Origin of the sequence: Flavobacterium sp. (genome assembly GCF_044361065.1) — a bacterium.
In the GTDB taxonomy this organism is placed as follows: Bacteria; Bacteroidota; Bacteroidia; order Flavobacteriales; family Flavobacteriaceae; genus Flavobacterium.
In genome coordinates this window covers 1-14,754 of record NZ_JBIKJI010000038.1, presented here as the reverse complement: position 1 = coordinate 14,754, position 14,754 = coordinate 1, and the positions used below count along the sequence as shown (strand labels likewise).

The 14,754-nt window shown below is 31.0% G+C and carries 14 protein-coding genes; 3 read left to right on the top strand and 11 right to left on the bottom strand.

What is annotated here, in order from left to right:
* On the bottom strand, positions 1-1,367 hold a 1,367-nt coding region (locus ACIQ11_RS04005), incomplete at its 3' end, for a KUP/HAK/KT family potassium transporter (RefSeq protein ID WP_396153023.1).
* A 160-nt stretch (positions 1,368-1,527) separates the two neighbouring features.
* Between ACIQ11_RS04005 and pheT the strand changes: the two genes are divergently transcribed.
* Positions 1,528-3,957: a phenylalanine--tRNA ligase subunit beta gene (gene pheT, locus ACIQ11_RS04000; protein ID WP_396153021.1), complete on the top strand. Its 2,430-nt coding sequence runs from the start codon at positions 1,528-1,530 to the stop codon at positions 3,955-3,957.
* A 100-nt stretch (positions 3,958-4,057) separates the two neighbouring features.
* Here the strand turns inward: pheT and ACIQ11_RS03995 are convergent, their stop codons facing one another.
* From ACIQ11_RS03995 to ACIQ11_RS03960, 8 genes are all read right to left on the bottom strand, one after another.
* Complete coding sequence (locus tag ACIQ11_RS03995) at positions 4,058-4,687, bottom strand: hypothetical protein (RefSeq protein WP_396153019.1); 630 nt, start codon at positions 4,685-4,687, stop codon at positions 4,058-4,060.
* Between the two features lie 72 nt (positions 4,688-4,759).
* Positions 4,760-6,547, bottom strand: a complete 1,788-nt coding sequence (rpsA, locus tag ACIQ11_RS03990) for a 30S ribosomal protein S1 (RefSeq protein ID WP_396153017.1) — start codon at positions 6,545-6,547, stop codon at positions 4,760-4,762.
* Between the two features lie 175 nt (positions 6,548-6,722).
* Complete coding sequence (locus ACIQ11_RS03985; RefSeq protein WP_396153015.1) at positions 6,723-7,265, bottom strand: porin family protein; 543 nt, start codon at positions 7,263-7,265, stop codon at positions 6,723-6,725.
* A gap of 37 nt (positions 7,266-7,302) precedes the next feature.
* Positions 7,303-8,001 carry a (d)CMP kinase gene (gene cmk / locus ACIQ11_RS03980; protein WP_396153012.1) on the bottom strand — a complete coding sequence of 233 codons (699 nt, stop codon included), beginning with the start codon at positions 7,999-8,001 and terminating at the stop codon, positions 7,303-7,305.
* A gap of 233 nt (positions 8,002-8,234) precedes the next feature.
* On the bottom strand, positions 8,235-9,251 hold the full coding sequence (gene porQ / locus ACIQ11_RS03975) for a type IX secretion system protein PorQ (protein WP_396153010.1): 1,017 nt from the start codon (positions 9,249-9,251) through the stop codon (positions 8,235-8,237).
* A 98-nt stretch (positions 9,252-9,349) separates the two neighbouring features.
* Complete coding sequence (gene msrB / locus ACIQ11_RS03970) at positions 9,350-9,850, bottom strand: peptide-methionine (R)-S-oxide reductase MsrB (RefSeq protein ID WP_396153008.1); 501 nt, start codon at positions 9,848-9,850, stop codon at positions 9,350-9,352.
* Positions 9,851-9,993: 143 nt separating this feature from the next.
* Positions 9,994-10,425, bottom strand: coding sequence for a hypothetical protein (locus ACIQ11_RS03965; protein WP_396153006.1), 432 nt, complete (start codon positions 10,423-10,425; stop codon positions 9,994-9,996).
* On the bottom strand, positions 10,425-10,910 hold the full coding sequence (locus ACIQ11_RS03960; RefSeq protein WP_396153004.1) for a DUF4920 domain-containing protein: 486 nt from the start codon (positions 10,908-10,910) through the stop codon (positions 10,425-10,427). The genes ACIQ11_RS03965 and ACIQ11_RS03960 overlap by 1 nt, the downstream gene beginning before the upstream one ends.
* A gap of 147 nt (positions 10,911-11,057) precedes the next feature.
* On the opposite strand from ACIQ11_RS03960, the gene ACIQ11_RS03955 reads away from it, so the two are divergent.
* Positions 11,058-12,122, top strand: a complete 1,065-nt coding sequence (locus ACIQ11_RS03955; RefSeq protein ID WP_396153001.1) for a branched-chain amino acid aminotransferase — start codon at positions 11,058-11,060, stop codon at positions 12,120-12,122.
* A 67-nt stretch (positions 12,123-12,189) separates the two neighbouring features.
* On the opposite strand, the gene ACIQ11_RS03950 is transcribed toward ACIQ11_RS03955, so the two are convergent.
* Positions 12,190-13,233: an RluA family pseudouridine synthase gene (locus tag ACIQ11_RS03950; RefSeq protein ID WP_396152999.1), complete on the bottom strand. Its 1,044-nt coding sequence runs from the start codon at positions 13,231-13,233 to the stop codon at positions 12,190-12,192.
* The gene (locus tag ACIQ11_RS03945; RefSeq protein WP_396152997.1) at positions 13,233-13,847 is read right to left on the bottom strand and encodes a PASTA domain-containing protein; all 615 of its coding nucleotides are present in this window, start codon (positions 13,845-13,847) and stop codon (positions 13,233-13,235) included. The genes ACIQ11_RS03950 and ACIQ11_RS03945 overlap by 1 nt, the downstream gene beginning before the upstream one ends.
* A gap of 79 nt (positions 13,848-13,926) precedes the next feature.
* On the opposite strand from ACIQ11_RS03945, the gene ACIQ11_RS03940 reads away from it, so the two are divergent.
* Positions 13,927-14,754, top strand: an 828-nt coding sequence (locus tag ACIQ11_RS03940; RefSeq protein WP_396152995.1) for a D-alanine--D-alanine ligase, incomplete at its 3' end; no start/stop codon positions are given.

Here is a 14,754-nt window from a genome sequence, read left to right as displayed (position 1 = left end):
TTATCTAATTTCACAAATTCTACAAATCTGTTTCTAATTTTTCTTGCAAAATACCAACATGTCATTACTGCAAATAATACAAAAGCAATAATTAAAGTTATGTATCCACCTTCTCCAAATTTATGCATACAAGCATATAAGAAGGCCAATTCTATAATCAAATAAGTAATTACAATTACCCAAATAAAGGTTCTGTTATATCTTTTTATTATCATATAAAAATTCAGCAATGTAGTTGTCATTAACATCGTTAATACAATTGCTAAACCATACGCAGCTTCCATTGCAGCTGCTTTTTCAAAGTAAAGCACAATAAATATACAACCTGCCCATAGTAACCAATTTAAAGACGGAATATATAATTGTCCTCGTAATTCTGTTGGATATTTAATTTTAACTTTTGGCCAAAAATTCAAACGAATGGCTTCATTTATTAAAGTAAATGAACCACTAATCAATGCTTGTGATGCTACAATTGCTGCTAAAGTAGCTATGGCAATTCCGAAAGGTAAAAACCACTGCGGCATCACTCCGTAAAAAGGGTTTGTAATTCCAGCTTGTGCTAAAGTTTGACCGTCATGCTGAATTAACCAAGCACCTTGACCTAAATAATTTAAAATTAAAGTTGCTTTTACAAAAATCCAACTAATTCTAATATTTTCTTTTCCACAATGTCCCAAATCTGAATACAAGGCCTCTGCTCCTGTTGTACATAAAAATACAGCGCCTAAATATAAATAACCACCATGAACAGAAAGAAGTTTATAAGCATAATAAGGGTTTAAAGCAGAAAGAATATCAACATTATTAATCGTTTGTATTAATCCTAATCCACCAAGCATAGCAAACCAAACAAACATTACAGGGCCAAAAAACTTCCCGATAAATTTAGTCCCAAATTGTTGAATAGCAAATAATAACGTTAGAATTATAATTACAATGTACATTATATATTTTTCCTCAAAACTTGGATACATTGTTTTTACACCTTCAATAGCTGATGAAACAGAAATGGGCGGTGTAATTATACCATCCGCTAATAATGTACAACCTCCAATTATGGCAGGAAACAACAACCATTTAATTTTAGCTTTTCTAATTAAAGCATATAACGAAAAAATACCACCTTCTCCATTATTATCCGCTCGAAGCGTAAGAATTACATATTTTATTGTGGTCTGAAGTGTTAATGTCCAAAAAATACATGAAATAGCTCCTTTTATGATATCTGAATCTATAGGATTTTTTCCAATAATTGCATTAAGAACATACAAAGGAGAAGTTCCAATATCTCCATAAATAATACCTAGCGTAACTAGTAAACCGGCTGCAGAAAGTTTGTGCAAGCCATGATGACCTTTTTCCATTTTGATTTTTATAAAACGAAATACAAAATTACAAAAACAATATGTTTCAAAATCGATTTTATGGAAAAATATTTATGAATTAATTCTACAGGAAGTATAAAAATTGCTTTTAAATTCTAATCAAATACTTATCTTTGTGGTCTTATTTAAATTTCGAAAAATGCGTATTTCTTATAATTGGCTAAAACAATTTATTAAAATAGACTGGAAATCAGATGAAACAGCCGCTTTACTTACCGATTTAGGTTTAGAAGTTGAAGTTGTTGAAGCATTTGAAAGTGTTACCGGCGGACTGAAAGGTATTGTAGTTGGGCATGTTTTAACTTGTGAAAAACATCCTGATGCAGATAAGTTAAAAATTACAACCGTAGATTTAGGTGACGGAAATCCACCAGTACAAATAGTTTGTGGAGCCAGTAATGTTGCTGCTGGACAAAAAGTCCCTGTAGCTACTATTGGAACAAAATTATATGATAGAGAAGGAAACGCTTTTGAAATTAAAAAAGGTAAAATTAGAGGGCAAGAAAGCCACGGAATGATTTGTGCCGAAGACGAAATTGGTTTAGGTACTAGTCATGACGGAATTATGGTTTTAGCTGATGATTTAATACCAGGAACTCCAGCAAGTAAAGTTTTTAATATAGAAGTAGATGAAGTTTTTGAAATTGGTTTAACTCCAAATCGTGCAGATGCTATGAGCCATATGGGAGTTGCTCGTGATTTAAAAGCAGGTTTATTACAATCAAATGTAACTACTGAATTCATTACACCTTCTGTAAGTAAATTTAAAGTTGATAAAAGAACCTTAAAAATAGATGTAAAAGTTGAAGATGCTAAATTAGCGCCTCGATATGCTGGTGTAACTATTTCTGGAATTACCGTAAAACCTTCACCAAGTTGGTTACAAAACCGATTAAAAGCTATTGGACTAACTCCAAAAAATAATATTGTTGACGTTACAAATTACGTATTACACGAATTAGGACAACCTTTACACGCTTTTGATGCCAATAAAATTAGTGGTAATAAAATTATTGTAAAAACGGTTGCAGCCGGAACAAAATTTACAACTTTAGATGGTATAGAACGTGCTTTACACGAGGAAGATTTAATGATTTGCGATGAATCTGGACCTATTTGTATGGCAGGTGTTTTTGGTGGTGCCAATTCTGGAGTAACGGAAAATACTACTAATATTTTCTTAGAAAGTGCTTATTTTAATCCCGTTTCTATTAGAAAAACGGCAAAACGTCATACTTTATCAACAGATGCATCATTCCGATTTGAAAGAGGAATTGATCCACAAATAATAGACTATTCGTTAAAACGTGCTGCTTTGTTAATCCAAGAAGTTGCAGGTGGAGAAATCACTTCAGATTTAATTGACATTTATCCAAAAAAGATAGAAGATTTTAATGTTTTTCTATCTTTTGAAAAAGTAAATAAATTAATTGGAGAAGAACTTAAAAAAGAAACGATTAAAAATATTTTAGCTTCATTAGATATTAAAATAAATAGTATTTCAGATGCTGGTTTAGGTTTAAATATTCCTCCGTACAGAGTAGATGTGCAAAGAGAAGTGGATGTTATTGAAGAAATTTTAAGAGTTTACGGTTATAACAACATTAAAATTCCTAATAAAATTAACGCATCGGTTTCAAATTCTTCAAGAACAGAAGAATTTAAAGTGCAAAACATTATTGCCAACCAATTATGTGCATTAGGATTTAATGAAATGATGGCCAATTCATTAACAACTTCGAGTTATATCTCCTATTCTGAACAAGTACTTTCAGAGGAAACGGTTACTATGTTAAATCCATTAAGTAATGATTTATCTGTAATGCGTCAATCGTTGTTGTTTTCAGCTTTAGAAGCGGTTTCTTATAATATTAATAGAAGAAATTCAGATTTAAAATTATTTGAATTCGGAAAAACATATCATAGTATAGATGGAAAATATTCAGAAAAAAAGCATCTAACAATAACTATGTCAGGTAACGCTTCATCTGAAAGTTGGAATTTAGCTCAAAAACCTACAGATTTCTTTTTATTCAAAGGGTATATTACAGCTGTTTTATCTAAATTAAACATCGATACGAAAGTAAAAACAGTTCCAGTATCACAAGATGTTTTTGCTGAAGGAATGGGATTTGCTATTGGAAATGAAGTGATTGTCGAATTCGGAACCATAAAAAAATCGGTTTTAAAACAATTCGACATCAAACAAGATGTGTTTTTTGGAGATGTAAATTGGGATGCCATTCAAAAATATGTTTCAAATAAAATAAAATTAGTTGATATTCCAAAATTCCCAGAAGTAAGAAGAGATTTAGCGCTATTAGTAAATCAATCTGTAACTTTTGAAGAGTTATATGTAGTGGCAAAACAAACGGAAAAATCGTTATTAAAAAATATCAACTTATTTGATGTTTACGAAGGGAAAAACCTACCAGAAGGAAAAAAATCGTATGCCTTAAGTTTTGTTTTACAAGACACTTCAAACACACTAACAGATGTTCAGATTGATAAAATTATGAATAAACTACAAAGCAATTTCGAAACAAAATTTGAAGCGGTTTTAAGATAAAATAATTATAATTGAATATGTAAATCCTTTTAATTTAAAAACTTAAAAGGATTTTTTTTGTGAATCTCTATTCTTTCTTTGCGAATCTTTGCGTAATTATTTACTTTAAAAAACCTGCCGCTTTAATTTCTTTATGAATTTGAAGAATATTTTCTGGTATTTCTGCCTCTAAAATCCAGTTGATATCTAAACTGTTATAGTTTGCCGTTTTTAAAAGCATCTTGTTCTTAGAAATATTGACTCCTAACCTATTCAAATCTTCTTTAAAATCCAAAAGAAAATCTTCGTGAAGTGCCTGAATTAAAAGTAAAATTTTAAAAGCTCGAACAATTACATAATTATAAAACTTAGTTGACTTTTGTGGTTTAGAATGTGTTAATGAGAAGGTATTTTGCTCTATAACTTCATTTAGCATTTGTAAATTCAAACTAATTTCTCCAAACTTATCTTTTGTAATTTTCACGTGATGCGAAATTTTTCCACTAATGTTACGCATTTCAATTGCGATATAATCTAATGAATGAAAATTTTCAGAAAAACGATGAATTTGTTTAGAAATATTTATTTCCATTATCCTACGTTTGTCTTCGATAGAATCGGTGTCCACTAATTCAAAATATAATTTTTCTGCCAAATCCATATCGCGTCGTAACAATCTTAAAATAAGTTTGTCTTTCTCCTTTTCTGGTAATTCTTGCAGCGCTCTTTTGAAGTCGATATCTTTAAACATAACGTTTGATTGTATTAATAAAAAAATCCCAACCGTTTCTGATTGGGATTGTTTTTGTATAAAATTAGAAAATTATTTTTTTTCTGATTTTTCCATTTTTGCTTTTAATTCCATTAATGCATCGATATCTCCTAAAGTAGATTTTTCAGCATTGTTTGAAGATGAAGCTACATTATTATTGCTTGATTCGTTTGAAGCAGATTTGAAGTTTTTCTCTTCTTCTTCTCTGAAAGTAGCAGTATGTGAAGCAACAATTCTTTTGAATTCTTTGTTAAATTCGATAACTTTAAATTCAATTGAATCACCTTTTTTCAATTTTTTACCATCTTCTTTTTCTAAATGACGTGTTGGAACAAATCCTTGAACGTCTTCAGAAAATTCTACAGTAGCACCTTTATCAACAATTTCAGAAACAGTACCAGTGTGAACTGTACCTACTGCATAAGCAGCTTCGTGTTTGTCCCAAGGATTATCTAAAGTTTGTTTGTGACCTAAAGATAATTTACGAGCTTCAACATCTAATTCTAAAACTACAACATCTAATTTGTCACCAACGTTAACAAATTCTGATGGATGTTTGATTTTTTTAGTCCAAGATAAATCAGAAATATAAACTAAACCATCAATTCCTTCTTCTAATTCTACGAAAATTCCGAAGTTAGTAAAGTTTCTTACAATTCCTGTATGTTTAGAACCTACTGGATATTTTTCAGTAATTCCTGTCCATGGATCTTGTGTCATTTGTTTAATACCTAATGACATTTTTCTATCATCTCTATCTAAAGTTAAGATAACTGCATCTACAGTATCACCAACTTTAACGAAATCTTGAGCAGAACGTAAATGTGTAGACCAAGACATTTCAGAAACGTGAATTAATCCTTCAACTCCTTCAGCAACTTCAATGAAAGCACCGTAATCAGCTAAAACAACTACTTTACCTTTTACTTTATCACCAACATTTAATTCAGCTGATAAAGCATCCCATGGATGAGCGTTTAATTGTTTTAAACCTAATTGAATTCTTGTTTTCTCGTCATCGAAATCTAAAATTACAACATTTAATTTTTGATCTAATTCTAATACTTCACTTGGATGATTGATACGAGACCAAGATAAGTCTGTAATATGGATTAATCCATCTACACCACCTAAGTCAATGAACACACCATAAGAAGTAATGTTTTTAACCACACCTTCTAATACTTGTCCTTTTTCTAATTGACCGATGATTTCTTTTTTCTGAACTTCGATATCTGCTTCGATAAGCGCTTTATGAGAAACTACTACGTTTTTAAATTCGTGATTAATTTTCACAACTTTAAATTCCATAGTTTTGTTTACGTATTGATCGTAATCACGGATTGGTTTCACATCAATTTGAGAACCTGGTAAGAAAGCTTCAATACCAAATACATCAACAATCATTCCACCTTTAGTTCTACATTTAACAAAACCGTTAACAATTTCTCCAGTTTCGTTAGCAGAAATAACTCTATCCCATGCTTTGATTGTTCTTGCTTTTTTGTGAGACAATACTAATTGACCTGTTTTATCCTCACGGATATCAATTAACACTTCTACTTTGTCACCTACTTTTAATGATGGATTGTAACGGAATTCGTTTAAAGAGATAACTCCTTCAGATTTAGCGTTGATATCAACAATAACATCTCTGTCAGTGATTCTTACAACTACTCCTTCTACTACTTCTTCATCAGAAGTTGAGATGAATGTTTTTGATACTAAATCTTCAAATTCTTGAAGGTTACTTGCGTCGATAGGGTCAATTCCTTCAGCATAATTATGCCAGTTGAAATCTGCTAAAAACGACTCTTGGTCTTTGTTTAATTCAGACATGCGTGTTTAATTTGTATGTTGTGTTTGTTTTGAGTTTTATTGTGCAGGTTAAAACAACAACAGTGATTTACATAAATATTTGATTACCAATTGAAAACTCTACTCCGCCAAAAGGTGTGCAAAGATACTATTTTTTTGATAATTACAAATAATTTGCAGGAAAAAGTGACAATAATTAAAACAATATTCCTAAAGAAAGTTGCACAACTTTATTTTTAATCTCTGAATTGGGTTGTAATTTTGTTAAGCCTACACAATATCTAGCTTGAGCAAAAATAGAATTCGTAATTTTCAATCCTAAACCTGCATTTGCTGAAGCATCAAATGTGTTGGATTTTTGAACATCAAAATTATTTTTTTCATTTAATAAGAAACCCACTTGTGGACCCATATCTAGTGTTATGCTTTTAGAAAGATGAATTTGTAGCATGGCAGGTACAACTATATATCCCAACTCATTTTTATAATCAGCAAGAGCTGTCTCGTACGAAGCTCCTTGAGTGGTATAAAGTAATTCCGGTTGAAATGATAAACCTTTTATTAGCCCTATTTTCGCTACAATGCCCGCATGATAATTTATAATAGCATTTGTATTTATTTTTGAACCCGTAACATTTGCATAATTCGCACCAGCTTTTATACCAAATTGAACACTTTGAGCGTAACTCATTTGGATAAAAAACAAAACAACGAGACATCTTTGAACGATTTTTTTCATGATTCCTTAATTTTAAAATTTAGTTACAAAAATTATTTTAATTGCTTGACTCTTCTAACTTCTCATTCACCAATTCCATAACCAATTCAAATTGCTCTTTTTTAGTCAAGTCTGAATTGTCTATTTCAATGGCATCTTCAGCTTTTACTAATGGTGAATCTTCTCTGTGCGTATCAATATAATCACGTTCTTGTACGTTTTGAAGCACTTCTTCAAAAGTAACCTGTTGTCCTTTTTCAAGTAATTCATCGAAACGACGTTGGGCTTTGGTTTGTGAACTTGCAGTCATAAATAATTTCAAATCGGCATTAGGAAAAACAACGGTTCCTATATCACGACCGTCCATAACGATACCTTTATTTTGTCCCATTTGTTGTTGCTGTTCCACTAATTTAGCTCGAACTTCAGATATTTCAGCAATTTTACTTACTAAACGTGAGACTTCAATAGTACGAATGGCTTGTTCAATGTTTTCATTATTTAAAAACATTTCAGCAAATCCTAATGTTTCATTAAAATGAAATTGTAATGAAACATTGGATAAATTTTTGATTAATCCTTCAGCATCTAAATGCGTTTCATTAACAAAATTATGCTGCATAGCAAAATACGTTACCGCACGATACATTGCACCAGTATCTACATAAATATAGCCAAGTTCTTTAGCAATTTGTTTGGCTAATGTACTTTTTCCTGTCGACGAAAATCCGTCTATTGCTATGGTAATTTTTTTCATATTTTATATTTTTTTGTCACAATGACAAAATCATCTAAATTAATTTCTAATCTCTATTCCTTCTGGTGACTGAGGTTCTCGAAGTCAACTTTTGCTGTGAGGTTCTCGAAGTTACCAGTTTAAATTAAACTTTAGAAGTCACCTGTTATATTTAAACTTTCAAACTCATCTAATACGATTTCAATGGTGACTTCGAGAGCCTCAGTCACCATTAACAAAAAACCCATTACTAATTAATCTAAATTAATCATCAAACCAAAGATACTCGAATTTGCCGCAACTGTATAACGTGAATGTGAAAAATCAAATCGCACTTTATTAAATCGCAAACTAAAACCTGCTGAAATTCCAGAAAAATTTCTTTGATCTATAATATTCAATTCTTGTCCTCTTCTAAAATTATATCCTAAACGAATATTAAACGCTTTTTCTGGAAACAACTCCGCTCCTAGTATTACGTGTCGAAGCGCATTATTGAAAAACGAGACTTTTTCGCCTTCGGAAGAACCATCTAAACTACTTTTTGCTCTATTCGGATTTGCAAAAGCAATATTCCATTGTTGCAAATTTTCAAAAGTTAGGTGCCATCTAATAGGTACATTTTCAACTAACTGTGAAATTCCTGCTGTAATTTCAAAAGGCAGTTTTTCTCTCGTAGTTTCATATGGCGTAATTTGATAACCAATATTTCTGAATGATAATCCGTAATTGATGTCATTTTGATCATCAATATATAAAAATCCAATATCTGTCGCTACACCAAATGAATTATAAGATTCTAATGCTGATGTAATTAATTTAACATTAGTTCCTGCGTAAAAATTCGTCCATGGTAGATTATAAGAATATCCAAAAGATAAAGCGCCTTCTGATCCTGTAAAACTGTTTGTAGTATTTCCTACTTCGTCATACCCATCAAAATTTCCGTAGTTTACATAATTTGCACCAATATGAAAAGTTTGAACGTGTCTGTCCCATGTAAAAGCATAGTTTGCTGTACCATAGGTAACTTCACCAAAATAATTACTATAACTGGTAGCCAATTGATTGTGCATTTTTGGATTTATAGTTGCAGGATTAAAAATGGCTTGGTTTACATCATAATCAACAATTGTTACGGTTTTCCCACCTAATGCAGCTTGTCTTGGAGATTGAACTAAATTTAAAAACTGATATACCGACTGTCCTCCTACTTGTGCATAAATAGGCGAAACAAAGACAATAAATATTGGCAAAAGTTTTCTTAGCATGTTTCTGTTATTCTATAATAACGCAGATGCGAAGATAAAATTATATATTAGAAAGAGAAAATTTAGTTTTATTTGTTTTTAAATTGCTATGGAAAGAACTATTTAGCGGGTAAAAACTTTATTGAAACCGAATTAGTACAATAACGCTGACCAGTTGTTTCTTGAGGTCCGTCATCAAAAACATGACCTAAATGGCCTCCACATTTTGCACACATTACTTCCGTACGAATCATACCATACGAGGTATCTTTATGATATATGGTTGCACCTTTAATTGCTTCATCAAAAGAAGGCCATCCACAATGTGAATCGAATTTAGTATCTGATGTAAATAACGGATTTTCACAAGCAGCACACACATACATCCCTTTTTCAAAATGTTTGTCGTATTCACCGGTGTAAGGACGTTCGGTTCCTTTTTCTCTTAAAACAGCATAGGCTTCTGGGGAAAGTTGAGCTTTCCATTCTGCATCTGTTTTTACAATTTTAAAATCCATAGTATCTTTTTTTGAAGTCGACTTTACTTGTTCTGCATTTTTATTTTGACTGTTACACGAAACAAAACTAAATGCCAATAAAATAATAAATATATTTTTCATAATTTTTTTATTTCTATAAAATTACAAAAAAGTTACACTCGTGAATTAAAAAAATTAAATTTTAAGGAATTTATAACTTTTGTCAATCGGAATAAAAATAAAAAAACCAGAATTCATTTCTGGTTTTATATTTTGATTTGTATTTACTTTATATATAATGTTTTTATTCTTGCTATAGGTCCGCCACATTTCACTTCGTGGCAACTGATACAAGCATCTAACATTGTATTAAAACTTTCCTTAGTATTTTTAGAATCGTAAATTTCAGATTGTGTTTTTAAGAAAAATCCAGATTTAGTATTAAAAAAATCGTCTCTATCTTTTCCTTTAGTCATTGTAGCTTCAGAAATATTCAAGAAATATTTAGGCATTTCTCCTAATGAATCTTTTTTTATTATTTTTTCACGTAGTTGTTTGTTATGCACATACATTTGCTCCATTAAAGTCGCCATTTCAGATGCTTCATACATTTCAAAATCGGCTTTTGGTTTTTCACAAGTTGAATTTTCTACTTCCGTTTTATTCTGATTACAACTTATAAATAAAACAGATAAAATTAGTACGAAATATTTCATTACTTAGATATTAAAACGCCGTGAGCTAAAAATTTGTATTCCGTTTTTGGTGCTATAATTTTTGCGATTTCTTCTGGAGTTTTTCCTTCGTCTTCTGCATAATGCTTTAATTCTGCAACAGAAGTTTCTTCAACAAACGCTTTACCTTCAATAATAGTTTCTCTTTTTTGAGCATTCATAGGTACAAAAAAACCATAATCTTTAAACTTAACAAATGCTGTTTCTTCATTTCCTAAATCTAAAGTCATCCAACACCCTTTGTTTTGACAAATTTCATTAATTTTTGAAGCTACTTTTACTTCAATAGTATCACCTGGCTTTAAGGTTTTGTATTTTTCTAATACTACTTCTTTAGTAAGGGCACTTTCTTCTGTAATTTTAGCTCCAAAAGATGCAAATACAGGTTTAGCTGCTATTTTAGTTTCCTTTTTATTGCAGGAAATAGCTATTATAAATACAGATAATAGAATAAGTAATTTCTTCATAATTTATGAATTGTTTAGTGAAATAAAAAAACAAAATTAATCATTAATACGAAACTTTGTTAATAATTATTCAAAAAATGAATCTTCAACAATATTTAATTTAATAAATTTGTAAAAAATTTGGGGAACTTACACATAAGACATATAATGAGTAGCATTACAAACGAGATTAAAATCATAAAAAACACTACTTCAAAAATTAATGAAGTAGATTTTGAAAACCTAACCTTTGGAAATACGTTTACAGATCATATGTTAATTTGTGATTTTAAAAATGGAGCTTGGGAACAACCAATAATTAAAGCATACGAACCATTTACAATTGACCCTTCTGCCAAAGTGTTTCATTACGGACAAGCTATTTTTGAAGGAATGAAAGCCTATAAAGATGCTAAAAACGATGTATGGATGTTTCGCCCAGATGAAAATCATACGCGATTTAATAAAAGTGCTGTTCGTATGGCAATGCCCGAAGTTCCTGAAGAAATTTTTATTGACGGATTAAAATCGTTATTGAATTTAGACAGAGATTGGGTAAAGTTTGGAAATGGGAATTCATTATATATTAGACCGTTTATGATAGCAATTGGTAGCGGTGTAATTGCGCAACCGTCTACACAATATCGTTTTATGATTATTTTATCGCCAGCTAAATCTTATTATTCTGGCGAAGTTAAAGTGATTATTGCAGAACATTATAGTCGTGCGGCAAATGGTGGAATTGGTGCGGCAAAAGCGGCTGGAAATTATTCAGCACAATTTTATCCAACAAAATTAGCAAATGATTTAGGCTATCAACAAATTATTTGGACTGATGACGCCACACATACAAAATTAGAAGAAGCAGGAACGATGAATGTATTCTTCAGAATTGGAGATACGTTATTAACTGCTCCTACTTCGGAACGAATTTTAGATGGTGTAACCAGAAAATCTGTTTTAGATATTGCAAAAAGAGATAATATAAATACAGAAGTACGTCCTGTTTTAGTAGAAGAATTAGTTGCTGCTGCAAAAAATGGTACGTTGAAAGAAATTTTCGGTGCTGGAACTGCTGCAGTTATTAATCCAATTGTTGGTTTCTGTTATAAAGAAGAATATTTTGAATTACCTAAATTAGAAAATTCATTCGCTTTAAGTTTAAAAGAAAAATTAAATAATATACAATACAAATTAGCAGACGACACGTTTGGTTGGACAGTTAAAGTATAATTATTTCATTAAATCATAAAAAAAAGCAATTAGAAATAATTGCTTTTTTTATGATTTGTATTTAATATTAATCTTCTTCTTCAATTTGTACAGCTTTACTATACACACGCCATTTTTCAATGCACGACGTAATTTCTTCAGGAATTTCACTTGTAAATCGTAAAAATTCACCAGAGGTAGGATGTTCAAAACCTAAAGTTCGTGCGTGAAGCGCTTGTCTTGGCAATGTTTTAAAACAGTTATCTATAAATTGTTTGTATTTTGTAAACGTAGTGCCTTTCAAAATTTTATCACCACCATAACGTTCATCATTAAAAAGCGTGTGACCAATATATTTCATATGCACACGAATTTGATGCGTTCTACCTGTTTCTAATTGACAAGAAACGACAGTAACATATCCAAATCGCTCTATAACTTTAAAATGAGTTATTGCAGGCTTACCTTGCTCTCCTTCAGGATAAACGTGCATTTGCATTCTATTTATAGGATGACGGTCGATATTTCCTTCAATAGTTCCTTCGTCTTCTTCAATATTTCCCCAAACTATCGCATAATATTCACGCTCTGAAGTTTTTGCAGCAAATTGTTTGGTCAAATGCAACATAGCTTCTTCTGTTTTGGCAACGACTAAAAGTCCTGAAGTATCTTTGTCAATTCGATGAACCAATCCAGGTCTTTCGCTGCTATTCATTGGCAAATTATCAAAATGATACGCCAATGCATTTACTAAAGTTCCCGAATAATTTCCGTGTCCCGGATGCACGACCATTCCTGCAGGTTTGTTTACAACAATAACTTGATCATCTTCGTAAACAATATCAATTGGAATGTTTTCACCTTTTAATAAGTGTTCATAAGGTGGGTGTTCGAGCATTACTCGAACTACATCGTCTGGTTTTACTTTATAATTGGATTTTACAGCACAATCGTTTACGAAAATAGTTCCCGCATCAGCTGCTTTCTGTATTTTACTTCTTGTAGTATTTTCAATGCTGTTTATCAAAAATTTATCTATACGTAAGGGTTGTTGTCCTTTCGCTATTTCAAACCGATGATGTTCAAATAAATCTTCATCAGCCGTTTCATTCTCATCTATAAATTCTTGCATTATTCTATACTATCGTTAATTTGTTCATTATTTGGGATTGAATCTAAATCTTCATCTTTAAACATATCTTTCCCGTCTCCTAAGACAAAATCGATTTTAGAATTTTTCATTAATTTATCACCCGCTTTTACAGTTCTTCCATTATATGAAACTTCAAGAACAATATCTTTTGCTAAATCTGGAACATATTTTAATTCGCCTTCTACTAATCCTAATGCTCTTAAAGCATTTGTAGCCTGACGAAATGTTTTGTTTTTTAAATCTGGAAAAGTAACCATAGCATAACCGCCAGCATTTAGCTTTACGTATATTTTACGGCCGTCTTTTACTTTTGAACCCGCTATCGGATCTTGTTCTACGATAGTATAAGGAGGAAATTCTGGTTTAAATTCAACCGTATCTAATAAAAAAACTTCTAAACCTTCCTCATCCAATTTTTCTTCGGCAATTTCTAATTTCATTTTAGATAAATCTGGAACCTTTATTTCTTCGCCGTGATTGGTACTGAAATCTAAAAACTTCACAAACACTACTAAAAATAGGATGACAATCACTAATGCAAAAAATAAATTTTTGAAAAATGTGGAACTCGTTAAAAACTTTCTTAAACTCATTGAAATATATTTTCGCAAATATAAGAAAAGTAAAACATTTTATGATATTTTTGTATAAAACAGAAACAATTATTTTTTTATGAAGATAGCAGTTGTAATGGGCGGATATTCAGACGAATCTGTAATTTCTTTACGAAGCGGACAGCTTATTTTAACCCATTTAAACAAAGATAAATATCAAGTTTTTGAAGTTCACATCTTAAATGAAGGTTGGTATGTAAAAATGGGCGACCAAAAATTACCTATAAATAGAGCCGATTTTTCATTTGAACACAATGGAAATTCTGTAAAATTTGATGTGGCTGTAAACACCATTCACGGTACTCCAGGCGAAGACGGTCATTTACAATCCTATTGGGAATTGATTGATTTACCTTACACGGGTTGCGGATTTTACCAAAGTGCACTTACTTTCAGCAAACGCGATACATTATCCGTTTTAGGGAAATTTGATATTCCAAAAGCAAATTCAGTTTATGTTACTAAAAGACAAGAAATTGATGGTGAAAAAATTGCTAAAACATTAGGATTTCCATTTTTTGTAAAACCTAATCAATCTGGAAGTAGTTTAGGGGTTTCAATGGTAAAAGAACTGTCAGAATTAGACAAAGCATTAGCATTTGCCTTTGCAGAAGATAAAGACATTTTAATTGAATCACAATTAAAAGGCGTTGAAATTTCGGTTGGTGTGATGAAATTAAACGGAAATACAAGAGTTTTAGGGATTACAGAAATTGTTTCAGGAAATGATTTTTTCGATTATGAAGCCAAATATTTAGGTAAATCAGAAGAAATCACCCCTGCCCGATTGTCATCAGAAGTTTCAGAATTAGTAGAACAATCTGCAGCAAAAATATACGAAGCACTTGGAATGCAAGGTTTTTCTCGCATCGATTTTATTGTTATG

Excerpts from the sequence above, each read along its gene's own strand:
- pheT (WP_396153021.1), top strand. The coding sequence starts at position 1,528 with ATGCGTATTTCTTATAATTGGCTAAAACAATTTATTAAAATAGACTGG.
- ACIQ11_RS03995 (WP_396153019.1), bottom strand. The coding sequence starts at position 4,687 with ATGTTTAAAGATATCGACTTCAAAAGAGCGCTGCAAGAATTACCAGAA.
- rpsA (WP_396153017.1), bottom strand. The coding sequence starts at position 6,547 with ATGTCTGAATTAAACAAAGACCAAGAGTCGTTTTTAGCAGATTTCAAC.
- ACIQ11_RS03985 (WP_396153015.1), bottom strand. The coding sequence starts at position 7,265 with ATGAAAAAAATCGTTCAAAGATGTCTCGTTGTTTTGTTTTTTATCCAA.
- cmk (WP_396153012.1), bottom strand. The coding sequence starts at position 8,001 with ATGAAAAAAATTACCATAGCAATAGACGGATTTTCGTCGACAGGAAAA.
- porQ (WP_396153010.1), bottom strand. The coding sequence starts at position 9,251 with ATGCTAAGAAAACTTTTGCCAATATTTATTGTCTTTGTTTCGCCTATT.
- msrB (WP_396153008.1), bottom strand. The coding sequence starts at position 9,850 with ATGAAAAATATATTTATTATTTTATTGGCATTTAGTTTTGTTTCGTGT.
- ACIQ11_RS03965 (WP_396153006.1), bottom strand. The coding sequence starts at position 10,425 with ATGAAATATTTCGTACTAATTTTATCTGTTTTATTTATAAGTTGTAAT.
- ACIQ11_RS03960 (WP_396153004.1), bottom strand. The coding sequence starts at position 10,910 with ATGAAGAAATTACTTATTCTATTATCTGTATTTATAATAGCTATTTCC.
- ACIQ11_RS03955 (WP_396153001.1), top strand. The coding sequence starts at position 11,058 with ATGAGTAGCATTACAAACGAGATTAAAATCATAAAAAACACTACTTCA.
- ACIQ11_RS03950 (WP_396152999.1), bottom strand. The coding sequence starts at position 13,233 with ATGCAAGAATTTATAGATGAGAATGAAACGGCTGATGAAGATTTATTT.
- ACIQ11_RS03945 (WP_396152997.1), bottom strand. The coding sequence starts at position 13,847 with ATGAGTTTAAGAAAGTTTTTAACGAGTTCCACATTTTTCAAAAATTTA.